The 19,571-nt window shown below is 68.7% G+C and carries 14 protein-coding genes; 7 read left to right on the forward strand and 7 right to left on the reverse strand.

The window, feature by feature from the left end; genetic code table 11:
• The first annotated feature begins 4 nt into the window (after window positions 1–4).
• Window positions 5–874 carry a helix-turn-helix domain-containing protein gene (locus tag E0H92_RS33555; protein ID WP_238152661.1) on the forward strand — a complete coding sequence of 290 codons (870 nt, stop codon included), beginning with the start codon at window positions 5–7 and terminating at the stop codon, window positions 872–874.
• Between the two features lie 488 nt (window positions 875–1,362).
• Here the strand turns inward: E0H92_RS33555 and ctaD are convergent, their stop codons facing one another.
• The 3 genes from ctaD to E0H92_RS33570 are packed head-to-tail and all read right to left on the reverse strand — an operon-like array spanning window position 1,363 to window position 4,722.
• The gene (ctaD, locus tag E0H92_RS33560; RefSeq protein ID WP_131461727.1) at window positions 1,363–3,048 is read right to left on the reverse strand and encodes an aa3-type cytochrome oxidase subunit I; all 1,686 of its coding nucleotides are present in this window, start codon (window positions 3,046–3,048) and stop codon (window positions 1,363–1,365) included.
• A 55-nt stretch (window positions 3,049–3,103) separates the two neighbouring features.
• The gene (locus E0H92_RS33565; RefSeq protein WP_131461728.1) at window positions 3,104–3,904 is read right to left on the reverse strand and encodes an LLM class flavin-dependent oxidoreductase; all 801 of its coding nucleotides are present in this window, start codon (window positions 3,902–3,904) and stop codon (window positions 3,104–3,106) included.
• Window positions 3,904–4,722: an alpha/beta fold hydrolase gene (locus E0H92_RS33570; RefSeq protein ID WP_131499068.1), complete on the reverse strand. Its 819-nt coding sequence runs from the start codon at window positions 4,720–4,722 to the stop codon at window positions 3,904–3,906. Before E0H92_RS33570 ends, E0H92_RS33565 begins: the two co-directional genes overlap by 1 nt.
• An 84-nt stretch (window positions 4,723–4,806) precedes the next feature.
• On the opposite strand from E0H92_RS33570, the gene E0H92_RS33575 reads away from it, so the two are divergent.
• Window positions 4,807–5,679 (forward strand): LysR family transcriptional regulator, encoded by an 873-nt coding sequence (locus tag E0H92_RS33575; RefSeq protein ID WP_131499069.1) that lies wholly within the window; start codon window positions 4,807–4,809, stop codon window positions 5,677–5,679.
• Here E0H92_RS33575 and E0H92_RS33580 read toward each other — a convergent pair.
• Window positions 5,676–7,694 (reverse strand): DUF1906 domain-containing protein, encoded by a 2,019-nt coding sequence (locus E0H92_RS33580; protein ID WP_238173711.1) that lies wholly within the window; start codon window positions 7,692–7,694, stop codon window positions 5,676–5,678. The two genes, E0H92_RS33575 and E0H92_RS33580, sit on opposite strands and share 4 nt — an antisense overlap.
• A gap of 173 nt (window positions 7,695–7,867) precedes the next feature.
• Between E0H92_RS33580 and E0H92_RS33585 the strand changes: the two genes are divergently transcribed.
• On the forward strand, window positions 7,868–8,443 hold the full coding sequence (locus tag E0H92_RS33585; RefSeq protein WP_131499071.1) for a TetR/AcrR family transcriptional regulator: 576 nt from the start codon (window positions 7,868–7,870) through the stop codon (window positions 8,441–8,443).
• A 52-nt stretch (window positions 8,444–8,495) separates the two neighbouring features.
• Window positions 8,496–9,671: a Cmx/CmrA family chloramphenicol efflux MFS transporter gene (locus E0H92_RS33590; RefSeq protein WP_131499072.1), complete on the forward strand. Its 1,176-nt coding sequence runs from the start codon at window positions 8,496–8,498 to the stop codon at window positions 9,669–9,671.
• On the opposite strand, the gene E0H92_RS33595 is transcribed toward E0H92_RS33590, so the two are convergent.
• Window positions 9,629–10,426, reverse strand: coding sequence for a TIGR02569 family protein (locus tag E0H92_RS33595; protein ID WP_238173712.1), 798 nt, complete (start codon window positions 10,424–10,426; stop codon window positions 9,629–9,631). The two genes, E0H92_RS33590 and E0H92_RS33595, sit on opposite strands and share 43 nt — an antisense overlap.
• Window positions 10,427–10,473: 47 nt before the next feature.
• Here E0H92_RS33595 and E0H92_RS33600 point away from each other — a divergent pair, with 47 nt between their 5' ends.
• Complete coding sequence (locus E0H92_RS33600; protein ID WP_131499073.1) at window positions 10,474–13,260, forward strand: AfsR/SARP family transcriptional regulator; 2,787 nt, start codon at window positions 10,474–10,476, stop codon at window positions 13,258–13,260.
• On the opposite strand, the gene dnaE is transcribed toward E0H92_RS33600, so the two are convergent.
• Window positions 13,251–16,751, reverse strand: a complete 3,501-nt coding sequence (gene dnaE / locus E0H92_RS33605; RefSeq protein ID WP_131499074.1) for a DNA polymerase III subunit alpha — start codon at window positions 16,749–16,751, stop codon at window positions 13,251–13,253. The genes E0H92_RS33600 and dnaE overlap by 10 nt on opposite strands.
• Window positions 16,752–16,864: 113 nt before the next feature.
• Here dnaE and E0H92_RS33610 point away from each other — a divergent pair, with 113 nt between their 5' ends.
• Window positions 16,865–17,800, forward strand: coding sequence for a LysR family transcriptional regulator (locus tag E0H92_RS33610; protein ID WP_165550145.1), 936 nt, complete (start codon window positions 16,865–16,867; stop codon window positions 17,798–17,800).
• The gene (gene lexA / locus E0H92_RS33615; protein ID WP_131461737.1) at window positions 17,793–18,446 is read left to right on the forward strand and encodes a transcriptional repressor LexA; all 654 of its coding nucleotides are present in this window, start codon (window positions 17,793–17,795) and stop codon (window positions 18,444–18,446) included. Before E0H92_RS33610 ends, lexA begins: the two co-directional genes overlap by 8 nt.
• Here lexA and E0H92_RS33620 read toward each other — a convergent pair.
• Window positions 18,443–19,570, reverse strand: a complete 1,128-nt coding sequence (locus E0H92_RS33620) for an acyltransferase family protein (protein WP_131499076.1) — start codon at window positions 19,568–19,570, stop codon at window positions 18,443–18,445. The two genes, lexA and E0H92_RS33620, sit on opposite strands and share 4 nt — an antisense overlap.
• Window position 19,571 lies beyond the last annotated feature (1 nt).

Genomic DNA, 19,571 nt, shown 5'->3' on the forward strand with positions numbered 1-19,571 from the left:
GGGTATGGCGGGGCGAGGTATGGTGGGGCCGACGGCGTTGCGGATGATGCTCGGGAGTCATCTGCGGGAGCTGCGCGAGCGCGCCGGCGTCACCCGTACCGACGCCGGCTGGGCGATCCGGGCCTCGGAATCGAAGATCAGCCGTCTCGAGCTGGGCCGGGTCGGGTTCAAGGAGCGCGATGTCTCCGACCTGCTCACGTTGTACGGCGTGCAGGACGCCCGCGAGCGCGATCGGCTGCTGCAGCTGGCCCGCGAGGCCAACGACCCCGGCTGGTGGCATCGGTACGGCGATGTCACGCCCGAGTGGTTCGACTCGTATCTCGGGCTCGAGGCGACCGCCGAGCTGATCCGGACGTACGAGATCCAGTTCGTGCCCGGCCTCCTGCAGACCGCGGACTACGCGCGCGCCGTCGCGCAACTCACTCCTGGCGGGGCGCGGACCGACGGTGAGATCGAGCGGGTGGTCGCGCTACGCACCCGCCGGCAACGGGTGCTCGACCGCGAGCCGCCCCTCAAACTCTGGGCCGTCATCGAGGAGTCCGTGCTGCACCGGCCGATCGGCGGCACCGACGTCCTCCGGAGTCAACTCGACGCACTCCGCGAAGCCGTCACCCGCCCCAATGTGACCGTGCAGATCATCCCCCTCGAAAGCACCGGCCACACCGCGACAGGAGGCGCCTTCAGCCTGCTCCGGTTCCCCCAGCGCGACCTCCCCGACATCGTCTACCTGGAACACCTGACCAGCGCCCTCTACTTGGACAAACGCGACGACGTCGAGGCCTACACCCAAGCCCTGGACCTCCTGGCTTCCACCAGCCCCTCCCCCCAACAAACCGAACAACAACTAACCCGCCTACTCGCCCGCCTGCCCTAGACCTCTCGCGCGGGTCACCCGCGTTTCCTCGAGTCGTGGCCTTCGGCGGCCAAACGCAGCCTCGATCCACGACTCGACGTCCGGGGAGCGAACCAATCGCCACGACTCGGCGCGAGCCCGCACGCGGTGGCTGGTGGGGGCGGTGGCTGGTGGACGGTCGCTGGCGGTCGGAGGCTGGCGGTCGGAGGCTGGCGGTCGGAGGCTGGTGGCCGGAGGGCGGTGGCCGGAGGGCGGGGTCGGGGTTCCCGGGGGCTTGAACAGGTTATTGCGTGTCCACCGCCACCAGTTCCTGTCTACCGCCACCAGTTCGGCGCGGGGCCGTCCTGTCGGCGGTGCACGTTCGCGACGGACCGCCGTACGCGTGGGCGCGGTCAGCCGGTTGCCGGGAGAACGGACACCTTCCGGGGGCTGCGGACAGGCAATATCAGGTGCAGGCCCACCAGAACCTGTCGCACGGGCCCCCAAGTTCGCCCAGACCCGGGCCAGGTCTAGACCTCGAGTTCCTCGCGGTGGTCGGTGATGGCGAGGGTGGGGTGGTGGAGGTCGAAGGCTGGGGATTCGGAGCGGATTCGGGGCAGCTTCTCGAAGTTGTGGCGGGGTGGTGGGCAGGATGTTGCCCACTCCAGTGAGCGGCCCCAGCCCCACGGGTCGTCGACCTCTACTCGCGGCGTGCGGCGGGACTTGTAGATGTTGTAGAGGAACGGGAGCGTCGAGACGCCGAGGACGAAGGCGCCGATCGTCGACACCTGGTGCAGGACGGTGAAACCCTCGTTCGCCCGGTAGTCGGCGTACCGGCGCGGCATGCCCTCAACACCGAGCCAGTGCTGCACCAGGAACGTGGTGTGGAAGCCGACGAACAACAACCAGAAGTGCAGCTTGCCCAACCGCTCGTCGAGCATCCGCCCGGTCAGCTTCGGCCACCAGAAATAGAACCCCGCGAACATCGCGAACACGACCGTGCCGAACACGACGTAGTGGAAGTGCGCGACCACGAAGTACGAGTCGTTCAACTGGTAGTCGAGCGCCGGCGACGCCAGGATGATCCCGGTCAGACCGCCGAACAGGAACGTGACGAGGAACCCCACCGACCAGAGCATCGGCGTGTCCATCGACACCGACCCGCCCCAGATCGTGCCGATCCAGTTGAAGAACTTCACACCGGTCGGCACCGCGATCAGGAACGTCATGAACGAGAAGAACGGCAGGTTCACCCCGCCCGTCACGAACATGTGGTGCGCCCACACCGCGATCGACAGCGCTCCGATCGCCAACGTCGCCGCGACCAGACCGTAGTACCCGAAGATCGGTTTGCGGCTGAACACCGGGAGGATCTCGGTGATGATGCCGAAGAACGGCAGCGCGATGATGTACACCTCGGGATGCCCGAAGAACCAGAACAGGTGCTGCCAGAGCAGCGCGCCGCCGTTCGCGGCGTCGAACACGTGCGCGCCCAGCGTGCGGTCGGCCTCCAGCACCAGCAAGGCCGCCGCCAGGATCGGGAACGCGATCAGCACCAGGATCGACGTGACCAGGACGTTCCAGCAGAAGATCGGCATCCGGAACATCGTCATCCCCGGCGCGCGCATGGTGATGATCGTGGTGACGAAGTTGACGCCGCCGAGGATGGTTCCGAGACCGGCCATCCACAGACCCATGATCCACAGGTCGCCGCCGATCCCCGGCGATCGCATGCCGCCCGACAACGGCGCGTACGCCGTCCAGCCGAAGTCCGCCGCGCCGCCCGGGGAGAAGAACGCGCTGATCGTGATCAGCCCGCCGAACAGGAACAGCCAGTAACTGAACATGTTCAGCCGCGGGAACGCCACATCCGGCGACCCGATCTGCACCGGCATGATGACGTTCGCGAAGCCGACGAACAGCGGCGTCGCGAACAGCAGCAGCATGATCGTGCCGTGCATCGTGAAGAGCTGGTTGTACACCTCTTCGTTCACGATCTGCAGACCCGGCTCGGCCAGCTCGGCGCGAACGACCAGCGCCATCACGCCGGCGATCAGGAAGAACGCGAACGACGTGACGAGGTACAGCTGGCCGATCACCTTGTGGTCGGTCGTCGACAGCAGCCGGCCGATCACCTGCCCCAGCGGCCGCCGTCCCACCTCAGTAGCGGTCGAGGTGCGCTCGGTGACCCCGGCATGCCCACTGACACTGGCCATGCGACCTCCCGTAGTACCGCATCCCTTCGATTAGACACCTATGGATCGTCATCAGCTACCTCTGAGGACCGGCCGCGATCATCGCGCGGACGTCCTCCAGCCGCAGCGTCGCGGGGTCGACGTCCATCAGGCACCAGGTCGCGCCGGCCTCCGCGTACGGGCGCGGATCGTCCGACGGCTCCACGGCGACCGCGATGTCGTAGTCGTCCAGGGTGCCGCGCAGTTCACGCAGTACGGCGACCGGCTCGGTCAGCTGATCCGGTGAGGTGAGGTTGACCGGGAAGAACCCGTCGTACCGGGCCGCCCGCCGCACTGGCTTCAGGTTGCCCGGGAACCCGGCGAGCCACACCGGCACCCGCCCGGCCACCGGACGCGGCAGGAACTGTACGTCGTCGACGAGGAAGTGCTTGCCGTGATGGTTGACCGGCTCCCCCGTCCATCCGGCGGTGAGGATGTCGAGCGTCTCGTCCATCCGCTCGGCGCGCGCCCGGTCGTTCACCTCCTCGCCGGTCTTGGAGTACTCCTGCGCGAACCGGTCGCTGCCGAGCCCGACGCCGAGGATCAGCCGGCCGTTCGAGAGCCGGTCCAGGGTCGTTGTCTCGCGCAACAACTTGGTCGGTCGCCGGCGCGCGATCGGCGAGACCATCGGACCGATCCGCAGCCGTTCGGTCGCGGTCGCCATCGCGCTCATCGTGATCCACGGGTCCGACACGTCGCGGACCGGTTCCCGCCACCACAGCTGGTCCCAGAGGAAGAACCCGTCCCACCCGGCTTCCTCGGCCGCCGCCGCTAGCCGCGCGACCTCCACCGGATCGGACAACTCGTCGAACAGCGGCAGCCAGATCGCGTGCTTCATCATCGCCCCTCGGTGTGTTCTACAACCTCGTCGACAAAGGTGTTCCAGTACGGCGCCGACAGTCCGTGGCCCATTCCGGGCAGCACCACCAGCCGAGCACCCGGCACCGCGTCGCGAACGGATTGACCGTGCGGCAACGGAAGCAACGGATCCGCGTCGCCGTGCAGCACGAGCACCGGCATCGACAGGTCGCCGAAGCCACCGTTCTTCGGCCCGTCGAACGTCATCGCGAAATGGTTCGTCAGCGAGGCCTCGTAATTCCTCGCTCGCGCCATGTCGTCCCGCACCAGCGTTCGAGCCTCGGTCTCGTCGAAATGACCCGCCGCCTCGGCTTCGATCGACCGTACGACGTACTCCTCGACCGCGGCCTGGTCGGCGAAGTCGGGCCAGCCCAACCGTGGCATGTCGGCCGATGGCGGCGGGAGGCCGTCGTCGCCGGTGCTCGTCGACACGAAGGTCAGCGAGGCGACGCGCGACGAGTGGTCGACGCCCAGGATCAGCGCCGTACCGCCGGACATCGACTGCGCCACGACGTGCGCCCGATGGATACGCAACGCATCGAGTAGACCGGCAGCGTCGGTCGCGAGGTCGCTCATCGCGTAGCCCGGTTCGCCGGTCGGGAACGACGTCGAGCGGCCGGTGTCGCGCTGGTCGTACCGGATCACGAAGCGGCCGCGCGCCGCCAGCTCGGTGCACAGCCGGGCGTCCCACCAGAGCATGGAGGCGCCGGCGCCGTGGATCAGCAATACCGCGGGGTTGGCGGGATCGCCGTATGTCTCGGCAAAGAGCTCGACGTTGTTGACTGCGTAGGTTGTCATGGTTCGACCGTAGAAGCGGACGATCATCATGAAAAGCGATTGATTCTTATCAAAGCGATCGCCATCGGCGATAGAGTGTTCGCCATGTACGCGTTACGTCATCTAGCGACGCTGGCCGCGGTCGCCGACGAGGGGTCGTTCGGCCGCGCCGCGAGCAGGCTCAGGTACACCCAGTCGAGCGTCAGCCAGCAGATCGCGATCCTGGAGAAGACCGCCGGCGGTCCGCTCTTCGACCGTCCCGGCGGGCCGAAGCCGGTACGGATCACGCCGCTGGGCAGCGTCGTACTACGGCACGGGCGCGAGCTGTTGCGGCGCGCCGACGAGATGCGCGACGGCATCGAGCGGTTCCGGGCGGGCGACAGCCGGATCGACATCGGCACGTTCCAGACGGTGTCGAACACGCTGCTGCCGCAGGTGATCGGCGCGCTCCGCGACGCGCATCCGGGGTGCGACATCCGGCTGTTCGAGGAGGAGACCGACGATCCCGACCTCAGCGGGCTCGACCTGATGTTCTTCGACGGCCCGGGCGGCGACGGCATCGACGACCTCAAACTGCTGGACGACCCGTACTGTCTGGTCGCGCGGCCCGGCGACTTCCCCAAAGGGCCCGTCGCGCTCGAGAGGCTCGACGGGCTGTCGCTGGTCGCGCATCCCGCGATCTGCCACCAGGCAGTTCTCGAAGACTTCCTCGAGGCGCGCGACATCCGCCCGCAGGTCGTGTTCCGCACCGAGGGCAACGAGGCACTCCTGGCGATGGTCCGCGCCGGTCTCGGTGCGGCCCTGATGCCGCGTCTCGCCGTACTCCGGGACGACGAGAGTCTGGCGCTGCATGAGCTCACGCCAGAACTCCCGCCGCGGGAAATCTTCTTGCTGTGGCAGGCCGGCCGCACGCACTCGCCGCTGGCGGCGCACGCGATCGAGCTCGCGCGGAGTGCGGCGGCCGACCTCGCCGGTTAGCTGACCGTCAGGACCTTCGACGCGGTCTGCGTGCCCTGGTGGTCGGCGTCCGCCAGCCACACCACGCGGTACGTGTACGTCCCGCGCGCGGTCGGCTTGATCGAGAACGCGTACTTGCCGTTCGTCGTCAGCTTCCCGGTCGTCACGGCCACCCACGACGTCCCGGAGCGACGCTGCAGGTACGCCGTCGTACCGGCGTGCGCCGGGTTCAGGTAGCCGTACAGCAAGGTCGATCCGCCGAGCGTGATCGCCGCCGGAGTCAGGTACGCCGACATCGCCGGGTGAACCTGCACCAGCGGCGCCGTGCTCCGCGTGCCGAGTACGCCGGTGGCGCCGTTGTAGCCCCACATGTAGTACGTCGACACGGCCGGCTTCTGCGAGGTCTTCGCCACGCCGTTGGCGTCCGAGGTGAAACTTCCAACTGTTGACCATTTGGAAGCATTCTTCGCCTTCGAGTACAGCACCACCGGTACGCCGGCCAGCTTGGCGCCGTCGAGCCGGGTCACGGCCGTCGACAGCGTCACCGCGCCGGTGTACATGATCGACGCCGCGCTGGCCCCGATCGTCGCCTTCGAACCGACCAGCCGGACGTCGACACCCGGGCCGATCTTGCCCTTGCTGTCCTTCACCCACACGCGATACGCGTAGCTGGCCGAGTTCGCCAGCCCGGTGTGCGTGAACATGCTCGCGACGCCGTTGTAGATCGGCGTCCCCGAGGTCGGCAGCGGCGGCGGTGTGGAGCCCGACGCGGCGCGGACCATGATCTGGCCGAGCGTCGTGTTGGCGGGTTTCGTCCAGCGCAGCGTGGCCGCCGCGACCCCACCCGACACGGTGAAGCTGCTCACCGGCGGCGGCGGGGCGGTCAGGTTCAGGTAGTTGCGGTCGATCGACATCGTGACGCCGCCGTTGGTCTCGCTGACGTCACCCGCGAACTGATGCACGCGCTGGTGGTTGCTCCAGTACGTCGACGGGATGAAGCGCGTCGTACCGACCGGCGTCGAGCCCCAGTGCGCGAACCAGATGTTGTCCGGCCGCGTGTACGCCGTACTCGTGTAAGCGCTGGCCAGATCGGCAGCACCCGAGGCCGCACCGACGTACGCGCCGCCGAGGTAACCGCGCGAGTTCAGCTCCTGCGTCCACCCGCTGAGGTACGACAGCACGGCCGCCTTGCACGCAGCGGTCGACGTGTACGCCTCGATGTCGCTGTAGATCGCGCTGCGCTGCGCGAACCCGAGCGCCTGCGCCGCGGCGACGGCGTTGATCGCGGCGTTCCGGCCCTGGACGAGCGCCGTCGACGCGACCGACGACATCCGGCTGTTGTACGTCGTGCACGGCGCCTGCAGGCCGACGTCGATGAGCAGGAACTGCCAGCCCTTGCTCGCGTTCGCGGCCACCCAGCTCGAGGTCAGGTTCGGCTGCGCGCAGGCCCGCAACCCGCCGCTGATGTAGATCCCGACCCCTTGGTACGTCGGGCGCCACGCGTCCATCGCGGCCTGTGACGGCGCCGCGCAGGTGTCGAAACCGTTGCCGGCGTAGTTGCCCGTCGCAACGATCGTCGGCGCGACCGCGGCCTGCTCGGCGACCCTCGCCGACGGCGTCTTGGTCACCACGCGACCGGTCGCGAGGACGTCGTTCGCCGCGGCCTCGGCGCCCGGCGCGTAGTACGCCGTTGCCAGCACGCCCGCGTCGGCGACCGCACGGCGGAGGAGGCCGTCACTGGACGGCTGCGTCGTGGTCAGCGGCTCCAGGATCAGGCCGGAACTCCGGCCGACAAGGTGCGCCGGGCAGTTGGCCTGCGCCGTACTGCGGCCCAGGTACACGGCCGGCTGATCGAGCCGCACGCAGGCGGCCGGGTTCGCGGCCAGGTCGACGACCGGCCAACTGGCCGGAACCGTCACTTGGTAGCCGCGGTACGAAACGGTCTTGGTGTCTTCAGCGGTGGCCGGCGCGCTCAAGGCGACTCCGGCGACCAGGCCAAGGGCAAGCGCGAGCCCCCCAGGTTTGAACAACCTCACATTGCTCCCCAGTTCCATCGATGGACGGTGCCCCCAAGTGAAGGCGAGTACCTGTGCTCCTGTCGAAGAGCTTCCGGCACTCGCCTCGATGCCCAGATGCTATCGGCGCAGCATCTTCGCTCATCCGGCGGTATTTTGGATCGATCGGTCCATAACGTGGTAGGCTCGGCGCCATGCCGAGACCGAGGACCTTCGACGAGGACCGTGCCGTGGACGCCGCGATGCGAGTGTTCTGGACCTCGGGCTACGAGGCCACCTCGACCCAGGACCTCTGCGCGGCGACCGGGCTCGGCCGCAGCAGCATCTACAACACGTTCACCAGCAAGCGCGATCTGTTCGACCGCGCGCTGCAGCGGTACGTCGACCGCTTCAGCGCCGCCCAGCTCGAGGTCATCCAGGACGCGACCCTGCCGATCCGCGAGCGGGTCCGGCGCATCCTCTGGACGGCGGTGGAGCCGGATCCCGGTGAACCGGCCGGCTGCTTCGTGATCAACACGATCGTGGAGCTGGGCCCGACCGACGCCGAGGTCGTCGGGCTGCTCGACCGCGACCACGAAGCGAAGCTCTCCGCGCTGACGACCGCCATCCAGGCGGCGCAGGCGGCCGGCGAGATGGACCCGGAGCAGGACGCGGCCGGACTTGCGACGTACGTCTTCACCGTTCTCGGCGGCCTGCGCGTGGCGGCCCGCCGCGGCGCGACCTCCGAGAGCCAGCGGATCGTCGTCGAGGCAACGCTGCGCAGTTTCTGACTCTCCCCTGCCCAAGTTTTGAACCGATAGATCTAATACTTGAGAGGCCCTCATGCCCCGCGCTGTCTATCTGCTCGGCCTGGCGATCTTCGCCCAGGGCACGTCCGAGCTGATGCTCGCCGGCCTGCTCCCCGAGATCGCCGCCGATCTGGACGTCTCGATCCCCGCCGCAGGCCTGCTGATCTCCGCGTTCGCCATCGGCATGCTCGTCGGCGCACCGATCCTGGCCGTCACCACACTGCGCTGGTCCCGGCGCGCCGCGATGCTCGTCTTCCTCACGATCTTCGCGCTCACCCACGTGGCCGGCGCCCTCACCTCGTCGTACGGCGTGCTGGTCGCGACCCGGGTCGCGGGCGCGTTCGTGTACGCCGGATTCTGGGCGGTCGCCTCCGTGACCGCGATCGAACTGGCCGGGCCGGAGGCGCGCGCGAAGGCGATGAGCGTCCTGGCGAGCGGTCTCACCGTGGCCACGATCGTCGGGCTGCCCGCCGGGACGCTGCTCGGCCAGCACCTCGGGTGGCGGTCGGCGTTCTGGGCGGTCGCCGTGCTGTCGGTCCTCGCGATCGGCGGTGTCGTCGCGACGATCCCGCGGGGACGTGCAGAGAGCGCACCCCGGCTGCGGCTCGAGCTGCGGAGTATGGCGAATCCGCAGCTCTGGCTCGCGTACGGGACGACGGCGCTGTCGACCGGCGCGATCCTCGTGATCTTCAGCTACCTCGCTCCCCTGCTCACCGAGACCACCGGGCTGGCCGCGGGCTGGGTGCCGGTGATCCTGGCGCTGTACGGCGTCGGCGCGCTGGTCGGTATCACGATCAGCGGACGGACCGCGGATCAGCGGCCGTTCCGTACGCTCGTGGTCAGCCTGACCGGTGTGATCGTCGCGGCCGTCGTGCTCGCGCTGGCGACCGGTACGCCGTGGCTCGCTGTTCCGGCGATCATCGGGGTCGGGACGTTCGGATTCGCGACCAACCCGGCGGTGAACTCGCGGGTGTTCGGCGTCGCCGGATCCGCGCCGACGCTGGCCGCCGCCTTCAACATCTCGGCCTTCAACGTCGGCATCACGGTCGGCCCCTGGCTCGGCGGCCTGGCCCTCGACTCCGGTGCAGGCTACGCGGCGGTCGGCTGGATCGGCGCCGGCCTCGGAGTACTTGCCTTCAGCACCATCCCGCTGGCCATCCGAGCCCCTCAACCAACATACGAGACCGCGAGCTCCACAACCGGCGCGTAGCCGCGGCGGCGGGTTGGCGTCCAGGTTGCGGCGCCGCCCGCGAGGTCGTCGGTTGTCATGCGGTAGATCAATGCGCGCACGAGCATCTGGCCCCACTCGGGCAGGTGCGCCCATCGCGCCGCGAGCTCCGGTTCAGCGCCGTACCAGCACAGTGCGTCGGCGACCGCCACAGCCGCGGCCCAGGACGGCGGCCGCCAGTAGACCGGCCAGTCGATGATCGCCGGCGGGAGACCGTCGGCGAACATCACGTTCCCCGGCAGATCACCGTGCACCACCTGCGCCGCCAGCTCCACCGGCCGCCACGCAGCGACGAGCGGCCCGACCAGTTCGACGTACGCCGGACTTCCGTCGACCGACTGTTCCCGCCAGGCGACGCGGTCGCCGTCCGCCCACGGGTCATGGCGAGCGTCGATGAACTCGGGCCGCGGCAGCCCGGCAACGGCCTCGTGAAACGCGGCGGCCGCGGTGAGAACCTCGTCCTGTCGCCGAACGTCCGTCGCGCCGACCAGCAGCTCACTCGCTTCCCACCCGAACGCGACCCACGCGCCGTCGAGGGCCCGCACCGGCCGCGCGACCCGGAAGTCCTCGGACTCCGGCAGCGCATTCAGCACCTCAGCGCGCCACCCGGCCTCCGCGTCGGCCCGCTTGAGTACGACCGCTCCGGAACGCCACGTCTCCCCCTGCCCGCCGGCCAACCGAACGGGCGGTTCGGTCAGACCGAAAGCATCCAGCACGCGACGAGAGGGCTCCTGCATGCCTGCACTCTTTCATCGCTAGGGTTGACGGGTTGGTGGGAGGCTGAATGGCTGGAGACTCGAGGCGGATCGACGTCAGGCTCCTAGGCACGTTCGGTGTCTTCGTGGAAGGCGCCGAAACCCGGGTCTCGGCGCCCCGGCTGCGGGATCTGCTCGCCGTGCTCGCGTTGGCGGGCGGCGATCCGGTGCCGATCGAGACCATTGGCGAGCGCGTGTGGAGCGATCAGCCACCTGACCGTCTGCGTCCGACCGTGCAGACCTGCATCTCGCGCCTACGCACACTGCTCGGCGCCGAGATCATCCGCGCACATCCCGAGGCGTACGCACTCGCGCTCCCCCGCGACCGCATCGACGTCCTGCGCTTCACCGACGAACTCGACCGCGCCCACCGGCTCCCCGTTCCGGCCGACGAACGTCAGGCGACCGCGGCGGCCCTCGATCTCTGGACCGGCACGCCCTTCTCCGATCTCACGGCTGACTGGTTCGCCAAGGCCGCCCTGCCGGGTCTGGTCGAGCGCTATCTCGCGGCCCGGGAGCGGCGGATCGACCTGGACATCGCCGGTGGCGTCCTCGAGCCGCTGCTCGTCGAGGTCCGCGATCTCACCACGCAGTACCCGTTCCGCGAACCGCTGTGGGCGCGGCTGATCCGGCTGCTCGACATCACCGGTCGGCACGCGGAGGCGCTCGCCTGCTACGCCGACGTACGCCGTCTGATCGCCGACGAACTCGGAGTCGATCCAGGCGCCGAGCTCCGCACCCTGTACGCCGAACTGCTGGTCGCCGACACAAAGCCGGACCCAGACCCAGAGCCCGTCACAGTCCCGCCCGCGCCTCCCGTCGTACCCCGGCAACTCCCCGCCGAGAACAGCAGGCTCACCGGCCGCGAGGACGAACTCAAGGAGCTCACCGAGCTGCTGCCCCCGGCCGGCGAGAAGGATCCGGCGACTGCGATCGCGGCGATCTGCGGCATCGGCGGCGCGGGTAAGACGAGTCTCGCGGTGCGCTGGGCACACCGGGTGCGGCACCTGTATCCGGACGGCGACCTGTACCTCAACCTCCGGGGATTCGACCCGGCCGACGTGATGCCGACGACCGCGGCGCTGCGGCTGCTGCTCAGCAGCCTCGGGCTGCCCGCCGAACGCATCCCCACCGACGAAGCGGCCCAGTCCGCGTTGCTCCGCAGCACCCTACACGGCCGTCGGATGCTGTTGCTGCTCGACAACGCACGCGATGCCGAGCAGCTCCGGCCACTGCTACCCGCCCGCGGCTGCCTGGTGATCGCCACCAGCCGGGACCGACTGCGCAGCCTCGTGGTCCGCGACGGCGCCCACCGGATCACGCTCGGCGAGCTGCCGCCGGTGGAGTCCGAGCGGCTGATCCGCTCGATCGCGCCCAGCACCGATACGGACCAGGTCAGCGAACTTGCCCGGAGCTGCCGGCACCTGCCGCTCGCACTCGCGATCATCGCGGAGCACGCGGCCGGACGCTCGCCGCAACAGGTCGCCGAACTGCTCACGCAGTTGCACGCGGAGCAGTCGGTCCTCGACACGTTCGACGGCGGTGACGAGGCGACGGACCTGCGCGCGATCTTCTCGTGGTCGCACCGGGCACTGCAGGGTTCCACGGCACGTTTGTACGAACACCTCGGCCTGCTCCCGGTCAGCGACTTCGCCGTACCGGCCGTCGCTGCGTTGCTCGGGGCAACGATTGCCGACACCAGCCGCCTACTGGCCCGACTCGCCGATCTGCACCTGGTCGAGGATCTCGGCAACGGACGCTTCGAGATGCACGACCTGGTCCGCGCGCACGCCGCCGAGCTGGGCGGGCGGCTGCCCGACCGCACCGAGGCGCTGGAGCGGCTGTTCAGCTGGTACACGCATACCGGCTTCAACGCGCGGGTGCTGCGCGACGACCGCGGATCAGACCGCAAGCTCGTGCCACTGGCAGCCGGCGTCACTCCTGAGCAGTTCCCGGACGCCGCCGCGGCCGTCCAGTGGTACGACGACGAGCGCCAGACACTGGCCGCGGTCGTTCGGCTCGCCCATGCCACCGGCCACGACCGGTACACCTACGAGCTCGTCGAGTCGTGCGAAGGCGATCTCAGCGGCCGCGACCTGGACCTGCTCACCGAACTCCTGAACCTCGCCCAGGACAGCTGCACCCGGCTCGACGATCCGTTGCCCGAGGCTTTCATCAACAACACGCTCGGGCTGCACTACATGGAACAGCGCGACGCTACCGAACGCGCGATCACCCACTTCGAACGGTCGGTGGAGATCTTCCGGGCTGCGGGCCTCGATCTCCAGGTCTCGCGGGGCCTGGGTAACCTGGCGATCTCGCACGATATCCTCGGCCGCACGGACCAGGCGATCGACCTCGGGCACCAGGCGCTGGCGATCAAGCGGCGGCTCGGAGACGAACGCGGACAAGCGAACACCCTCGGGAACCTGGCGACCATCTACCACCAGGCGGGCCGCCTCGACGACGCGGCCGACGCCGCCGGTGAAGCGATCCGCTACTACCGCACCGTCCGCAGTCATCGGGGCGAGGGTTCCGTCCTCGACACGCTCGCCGGTATCGAGCGCTCCCGCGGCCGGTACGACGAAGCGCTCAGCTGTCACCTGGAGTCGGTGCGCCTCCATCGGGACCTCGGCTTCCCGTGGGGCGAGGCCGTCGTCCTGACGAATCTCGGGCACACGTACCACGCGGTCGGCCGCACCGCCGAGGCCAAGGCCGCGTGGCAACAGGCCCTGGTCATCTGCGACCGCATCCACGCCCCACGATCCGAGGACCTCGACCGTGACGAACTCGTCGCCCTGATCGCTCAGGTCTGACGGGCCCGCACCGACGCGACCTCGGCCTTCAGATCGGCCCAGAACCCGGCCCCGGCGGCGATCCGGAACCCCAGCCGGTACACCGTCGTGGTCGAGGCGCCCCGGACCCGCAGATGCACCTCCGACCGCCCGGGATGGGCAGCCAGCACGTCCCGCAACTGGTTCACCGTCCGCGGTACGACGTTGCCCTGCGCCATCTCCAACTCGACCACCCCGACCGTCGCGAGATCGGGAACCATCACGTCGGAGCCGATCAGCCGCGGTACGTCGTCCCGCTTGTCCAGGCGCCCCTTCACGAACACGACCGCGTCCTGCTGCAACCTCCCGGACACCAACTGGTACGTGGCCGGGAAGAACAGGCACTCGACCGACCCGGCGAGGTCCTCGATCGTTGCCGTGGCCCACGGATCGCCCTTCTTCGTCACCCGTCGCTGCAGGCCGGAGATGATCCCGCCGACCGTCACCACGGAGCCGTCCGGCTGGTCGCCCAGCTGTGCAATCGCTACATCGGCCCGCTCGGCGAGCATGCCCTCCAGCCCGAACAGCGGATGGTCGGACACGTACAGCCCCAGCATCTCCCGCTCGCGCGCCAGCAGGGTCGCCTTGTCCCACTCGTCCGCCGCGAAGCTGACGTCGAGCGTGAACACAGGAGAGTCCGACGTACCGAACAGGTCGAACTGTCCCTCGGCCTCCTTCCGCTTCACGGCGACAGCGTTCTCGACCAGCTCCTCGTGCCGCGCGAGCAGACCCTTGCGCGTGTGCCCGAGGGTGTCGAAGGCACCGGCCTGGATCAGCGACTCGATTGCACGTTTGCTGCAGGCAACGGACTCGACCTTGGCGAGGAAGTCCGGGAACGACGCGTACCGCCCGCCCTCACGGCACCGGATGATCGACTCGACCACACCGCTACCGACGTTCCGTACGGCCGACAATCCGAACAGGATCACGTCCGCACCCTGCGCCGCGAAGTTCGCTGCCGACTCGTTCACGTCGGGCGGGAGCACCTTGATCCCCATCCGCCGGCATTCGTTCAGGTACACCGCGGACTTGTCCTTGTCGTCCTTCACCGAGGTCAGCAGCGCCGCCATGTACTCGGCCGGATGGTTCGCCTTCAGGTACGCCGTCCAGTACGACACCAGCGCGTACGCCGCAGCATGCGCCTTGTTGTACGCGTATCCGGCGAACGGCACCAGGACGTCCCACACCGCCTGCGTCGCCGCATCCGAGAATCCGTGCTTCCGGCAACCGTCTCGGAACGGCACGAACTCCTGGTCGAGCACCGCCTTCTTCTTCTTGCCCATCGCCCGCCGCAACAGGTCCGCCTGACCCAGGCTGTACCCGGCAAGGATCTGCGCCGCCTTCTGCACTTGTTCCTGGTAGACCACCAGCCCGTACGTGATCCCCAGCACCTCCCGCAGCGGCTCCTCGAGTTCCGGGTGGATCGGCGTGATCTCCTGCTGCCCGTTCTTGCGCAGCGCGTAGTTCGTGTGCGAGTTCATCGCCATCGGACCCGGCCGGTAGAGCGCGGTCACCGCCGTGATGTCCTCGAACTGGTCCGGGCGCATCAGCCGCAGCAGCGCGCGCATCGCCGTACCGTCGAACTGGAAGACGCCGAGCGTGTCGCCGCGACTCAGCAACTGGAACGTCGGTGCGTCGTCTAGCGGCAGTTGGAGCAGCTCGATCTCGAGGCCCTGGGTCAACCGCACCATCTTCACCGCGTCGTCGATGACGGTCAGGTTGCGGAGCCCCAGGAAGTCCATCTTCAGCAGGCCGAGGGACTCGCAGCTCGGGTAGTCCCACTGCGTGATCGTGACGCCGTCGGAGTGCCGGACCCAGACCGGGACGTGGTCGACGATCGACTCGCTCGACATGATCACGCCGGCCGCGTGCACCCCCATCTGCCGGACCAGGCCCTCGACGCCCTTCGCGGTGTCGATCACGGTGCGTACGTCGGGGTCGTTCTCGTACATCGACCGGACCTCGGCCGCCTCGTCGTACCGCGGATGCCGCGGGTCGGTGATCCCGGTCAGGTCGATGCCGGAGCCGCCGACGTCCGCGGGCATCGCCTTGGTGATCCGGTCGCCGGTCGCGTACGGGAGGCCGAGCACGCGGGCCGAGTCCTTGATCGCGTTCTTCGCCTTGATGGTGCCGTAGGTGCCGATCATCGCGACCTTGTCGGCGCCGTACTTCTCGGTCACGTAGCGGATCACCTCGACCCGGCGGCGTTCGTCGAAGTCGATGTCGACGTCCGGCATCGACACCCGCTCCGGGTTCAGGAACCGCTCGAAGATCAGTCCGTGCTCGATCGGGTCCAGGTCGGTGATACCGAGCGCGTACGACACCAGCGAACCGGCCGCCGAGCCGCGGCCCGGGCCGACCGCGATGTCGTTGCCCTTGGCCCACATGATGAAGTCCGCGACCACCAGGAAGTAGCCTGGGAACCCCATCTGGACGATGACGTCCATCTCGTACTCCACGAGCTTCTCGTAGCGCTCGTCCCACCCGTCCGGATACCGCCGGCGCATCCCCCGCAGCACCTCGTCGCGGAACCACGTCACCTCCGTGAACCCCTCGGGTACGTCGAACCGCGGCATCAGGTCGCGCTTGGTGAACATCCCCGCGGTGTCGATGCGCTCGGCAACCATCAGAGTGTTCCGGCAGCCGTCCTGCCAGGCGTCCGAGGTGTCGACGGCGTACATCTCGGCGGTGGACTTGAGGTAGTAGCCGGAGCCGTCGAAGCGGAACCGGTCCGGGTCGGCCAGGGACTTGCCGGTCTGGATGCACAGCAGAGCGTCGTGGGCCTTGGCCTCGGCCGCGCGGGTGTAGTGCGAGTCGTTGGTGACCAGCGGCGGGATGCCGAGCGTGCGTCCGAGGTCGAGCAGGCCGTCGCGGACCCGGCGCTCGATCTCGATGCCGTGGTCCATCAACTCCAGGAAGTAGTTCTCCTTGCCGAAGATGTCCTGGTACTGGGCGGCGGCCGCGACCGCTGCGTCGTACTGGCCGAGCCGAAGCCGGGTCTGCACCTCGCCGGATGGGCAACCGGTCGACGCGATCAGCCCGTCGGACCACTGCGCGAGGCTGTCCTTGTCCATCCGCGGCCACTTCTGCAGCCAGCCCTCCTGGTACGCGTCGGACGACAGCCGGAACAGGTTGTGCAGACCGGTCGCGTCCCGCGCCCAGATCGTCTTGTGCGTGTAGCCGCCGGATCCGGAGACGTCGTCGCGCTTCTGGTGCGGCTGCCCCCAGAACACGCGTTCCTTGGTACGGCGGGACGCGGGCGCGACGTACGCCTCGATGCCGATGATCGGCGTGATGCCGGCCTTCTGCGCCTGGTGGAAGAAGTCGTACGCGCCGTGCAGGTTCCCGTGGTCCGAGATCGCGAGATGGGTCATGCCGTGCTCGGCGCAGGCCGCGAACAGGTCCTTCAGCCGCGCGGCGCCGTCGAGCAGCGAGTACTGCGTGTGAACGTGCAGATGGGTGAACGAAGGCACTCGAGCTCCACAACTGTTAGTTGTCCGGAGCCCTCATCCAAGGACCGCCAAGCGCGCGGATCAAACAACCCTCGCAGCTCTTCCGACAACCTCCGGTTGTACTGTCTGGTCCCGTGAATCTCGACAGCCTGCGCGCGTTCGTCGCCGTCGCCGAGGAAGGCCAGTTCCGGTACGCCGCCGACCGCCTCCGGCTGAGCCAGCAGGCCGTGTCGAAGCGGATCGCGGCGCTGGAGTCCTCGCTCGGGGTGACGCTCTTCGATCGCGTCCCGACCGGCGCGACGCTGACACCGCAGGGACGAACGTTCCTCCCGCACGCGCACGCCGTACTGATCGCCGCCCGGCACGCGGTCGAGTCGGTGCAGGACGAGACGCGGCCGTTGCGCGTCGACATCCTGAACAGCCGGACCCTGCCCGCGGTGCTGATGCTCGACTTCCACCAGACGCATCCGGAGATCGCGCTCAAGACACTCGTCCTGCGCGGGCTCGGCACGGCACTGCCCGCGCTGACAGCAGGCGAGATCGACGCCACCTTCGCGTACCATCCCGAGCCGCTGCCGCCGGGGTTCGAGAGCATCGTCGCCTACCTGGAACCGCACGAGATCGTCGTCGGCGATCGGCATCCGCTCGCCGGCCGTACGACGGTCCCGCTGGACGAGCTGCGCCGGTACACGATCTGGATCCCGGGGATCGTCGACGGCAGCGAGTGGGGTGCGTTCTACCGCGAACTGTCCGCGGAATTCGACCTCACCATCGACTCGACCGGGCCGAACTTCGGATTCGAGGAACTGGTCGGCACCGTCGCCGAGTCCAAGTCACTGACCACGTTCTGGGGTGAACGGACCCGGGAGGCCGGCCCGTGGCCGCCCGGCCTGCGACGACTGCGCGTGGTCGACCCGACGCCGGTCTACCCGTGGTCCCTGATCTGGCACAGCTCGAACCGGCATCCGGACCTCAACACCCTTGTAGAACATGTCCAGAAACCTCCACAACCCACCGACGACCTGTGGCTGCCTAGGCGACTGCGGACTATAGGATTTCGCGGTGACTGATCTCGACCTGTTCGGCGACCTCGACACCGGGGCGCTTCCGGAGCGGCAGCAACGCATTCTAGTGGTGATCCGGGACTGGGTGACGCGGCACGGGTACCCGCCGAGCAGCCGGCAGATCGGCGACGCGGTCGGGCTGCGTTCCTCGTCGTCGGTGTCGAAGCACCTCGCGAGTCTGGAGGAGAAGGGGTTCCTCCGCCGGAGCCCGTCGGTCTCCCGGCCGATCGACGTCCGGATGTTCCTCCAGGAGACGGCCTCGGGCGCGACGAGTGACGACAACGTGCCGGTGCCGGTGGTCGGCGACATCGCGGCCGGTACGCCGATCTCCGCGATCGAGCACGTCGACGACGTCCTCCAACTCCCCCGCGGGCTGACCGGCCGCGGCACCGTGTTCGGCCTGCGCGTCCGCGGTGAGTCGATGATCGACGCCGCGATCTGCGACGGCGACATCGTCGTGGTCCGCCAGCAGTCCGAGGCCCACTCCGGTCAGATCGTCGCCGCGATGCTCGACGAAGAGGCGACCGTCAAGGTCTACCGCCGCCGCAACAACCACGTCTACCTGGAGCCCCGCAACCCGGCGTACGACGTCATCGACGGCGACCACGCGACGATCCTCGGCGTCGTCGTCTCGGTCCTGCGCAGCGTCTAACGCTTCACCCCGAACAACTGGTTGACCACCGGAGTAGACGACAGCAGCCAGGCCAGGAGTGCGGAGGCGGCGAAGGCGGTCGGCAGGAGTACGGCGTACTTGAGGCCGATACCGGCGTCCCATCGGACCACGAAGTAGGCGATCGCGAGGATGATCGGCTGGTGGACGATGAAGTACGGCATCGCGGCGCGGGCCAGGCGCGGGGGTAGTGGACGCTGGAGGGCGGGGGCGCGGAGGCCGAGGCCCAGGACGGCGACCAGCCAGCCCCAGACGGCGAGGGTGATGAGCGGCGAGTACCAGACGTACTGCCACGAGTAGCCCGGGTCCGGCCACCAGCCGTCGAGGAAGTCGATGATGCCGGTGACGACACCGAGCACGAACGCGCCGGCGCCGAGGATCAGTCCCGGCACCGCGTCCCGGCGTACCGCGGCCAGGAGACGGTCGTCGGACATCACCAGATACCCGACGACGAAGAAGTCGAAGAAGAACACGAACTCGCCCCACCCGTGCTCCGGACCGGGCGCGGCGAGCAGCAGCAGGTGAATCGGCACCAGCGGTACGGCGAGCAGCAGGATCGAACCGCGCCGCTGAAACCGTCGCGCGATCCAGTCGGTTCGTCCGCGCAGGAACAGGAACACCGGCAGACCCAGTACGGCGAACTGGATCAGGTAGACGAGGAACCACAGGTGGTACGTGTCGCGTAACCACAGCGGAGCGTCGCCCGCGAGATCGCTGAAGAACGTCCGCACGTCACCGAAGAACGACGCGGTCGAGCGGCCCTTGTGGTGCTCCTCGATGAAGTACTGCAACGGTGAGAGCAGTATGTAGGCGACGAGGAACGGGACGAGCAATCGCACCGTGCGCTCTTTCAGGAACTCGGCAGCGGTCCGCCAGCGCAGTGCCAGCCACGAGGCGGAGCCGGAGATCATGAAGAAGAACGCCAGCCCCCACAACCCCAGGAACGCGATTCCGATCGAGATCCCCTCGCTCGTCTGCGCGTTCTTCACATGCCAGTCGCCGTCGTCGAACGGCCGCAGGGTGTGGAACACGAACACCCCGAACACCGCGATCACGCGCAACCAGTCGAGAAACCACAGCCGTTCGCCCCGCCCCTCCACACCCATG

It is taken from the genome of Kribbella speibonae, assembly GCF_004331375.1.
GTDB classification, from domain to species: Bacteria; Actinomycetota; Actinomycetes; order Propionibacteriales; family Kribbellaceae; genus Kribbella; species Kribbella sindirgiensis.

What these genes read in the sequence shown, in the direction of transcription:
- E0H92_RS33585 (WP_131499071.1), top strand. Translation starts at nt 7,868, where the DNA reads ATGCCGAGACCGAGGACCTTCGACGAGGACCGTGCCGTGGACGCCGCG.
- E0H92_RS33595 (WP_238173712.1), bottom strand. Translation starts at nt 10,426, where the DNA reads ATGCAGGAGCCCTCTCGTCGCGTGCTGGATGCTTTCGGTCTGACCGAA.
- E0H92_RS33570 (WP_131499068.1), bottom strand. Translation starts at nt 4,722, where the DNA reads ATGACAACCTACGCAGTCAACAACGTCGAGCTCTTTGCCGAGACATAC.
- E0H92_RS33575 (WP_131499069.1), top strand. Translation starts at nt 4,807, where the DNA reads ATGTACGCGTTACGTCATCTAGCGACGCTGGCCGCGGTCGCCGACGAG.
- E0H92_RS33590 (WP_131499072.1), top strand. Translation starts at nt 8,496, where the DNA reads ATGCCCCGCGCTGTCTATCTGCTCGGCCTGGCGATCTTCGCCCAGGGC.
- E0H92_RS33555 (WP_238152661.1), top strand. Translation starts at nt 5, where the DNA reads ATGGCGGGGCGAGGTATGGTGGGGCCGACGGCGTTGCGGATGATGCTC.
- E0H92_RS33565 (WP_131461728.1), bottom strand. Translation starts at nt 3,904, where the DNA reads ATGAAGCACGCGATCTGGCTGCCGCTGTTCGACGAGTTGTCCGATCCG.
- ctaD (WP_131461727.1), bottom strand. Translation starts at nt 3,048, where the DNA reads ATGGCCAGTGTCAGTGGGCATGCCGGGGTCACCGAGCGCACCTCGACC.
- E0H92_RS33620 (WP_131499076.1), bottom strand. Translation starts at nt 19,570, where the DNA reads ATGGGTGTGGAGGGGCGGGGCGAACGGCTGTGGTTTCTCGACTGGTTG.
- E0H92_RS33600 (WP_131499073.1), top strand. Translation starts at nt 10,474, where the DNA reads ATGGCTGGAGACTCGAGGCGGATCGACGTCAGGCTCCTAGGCACGTTC.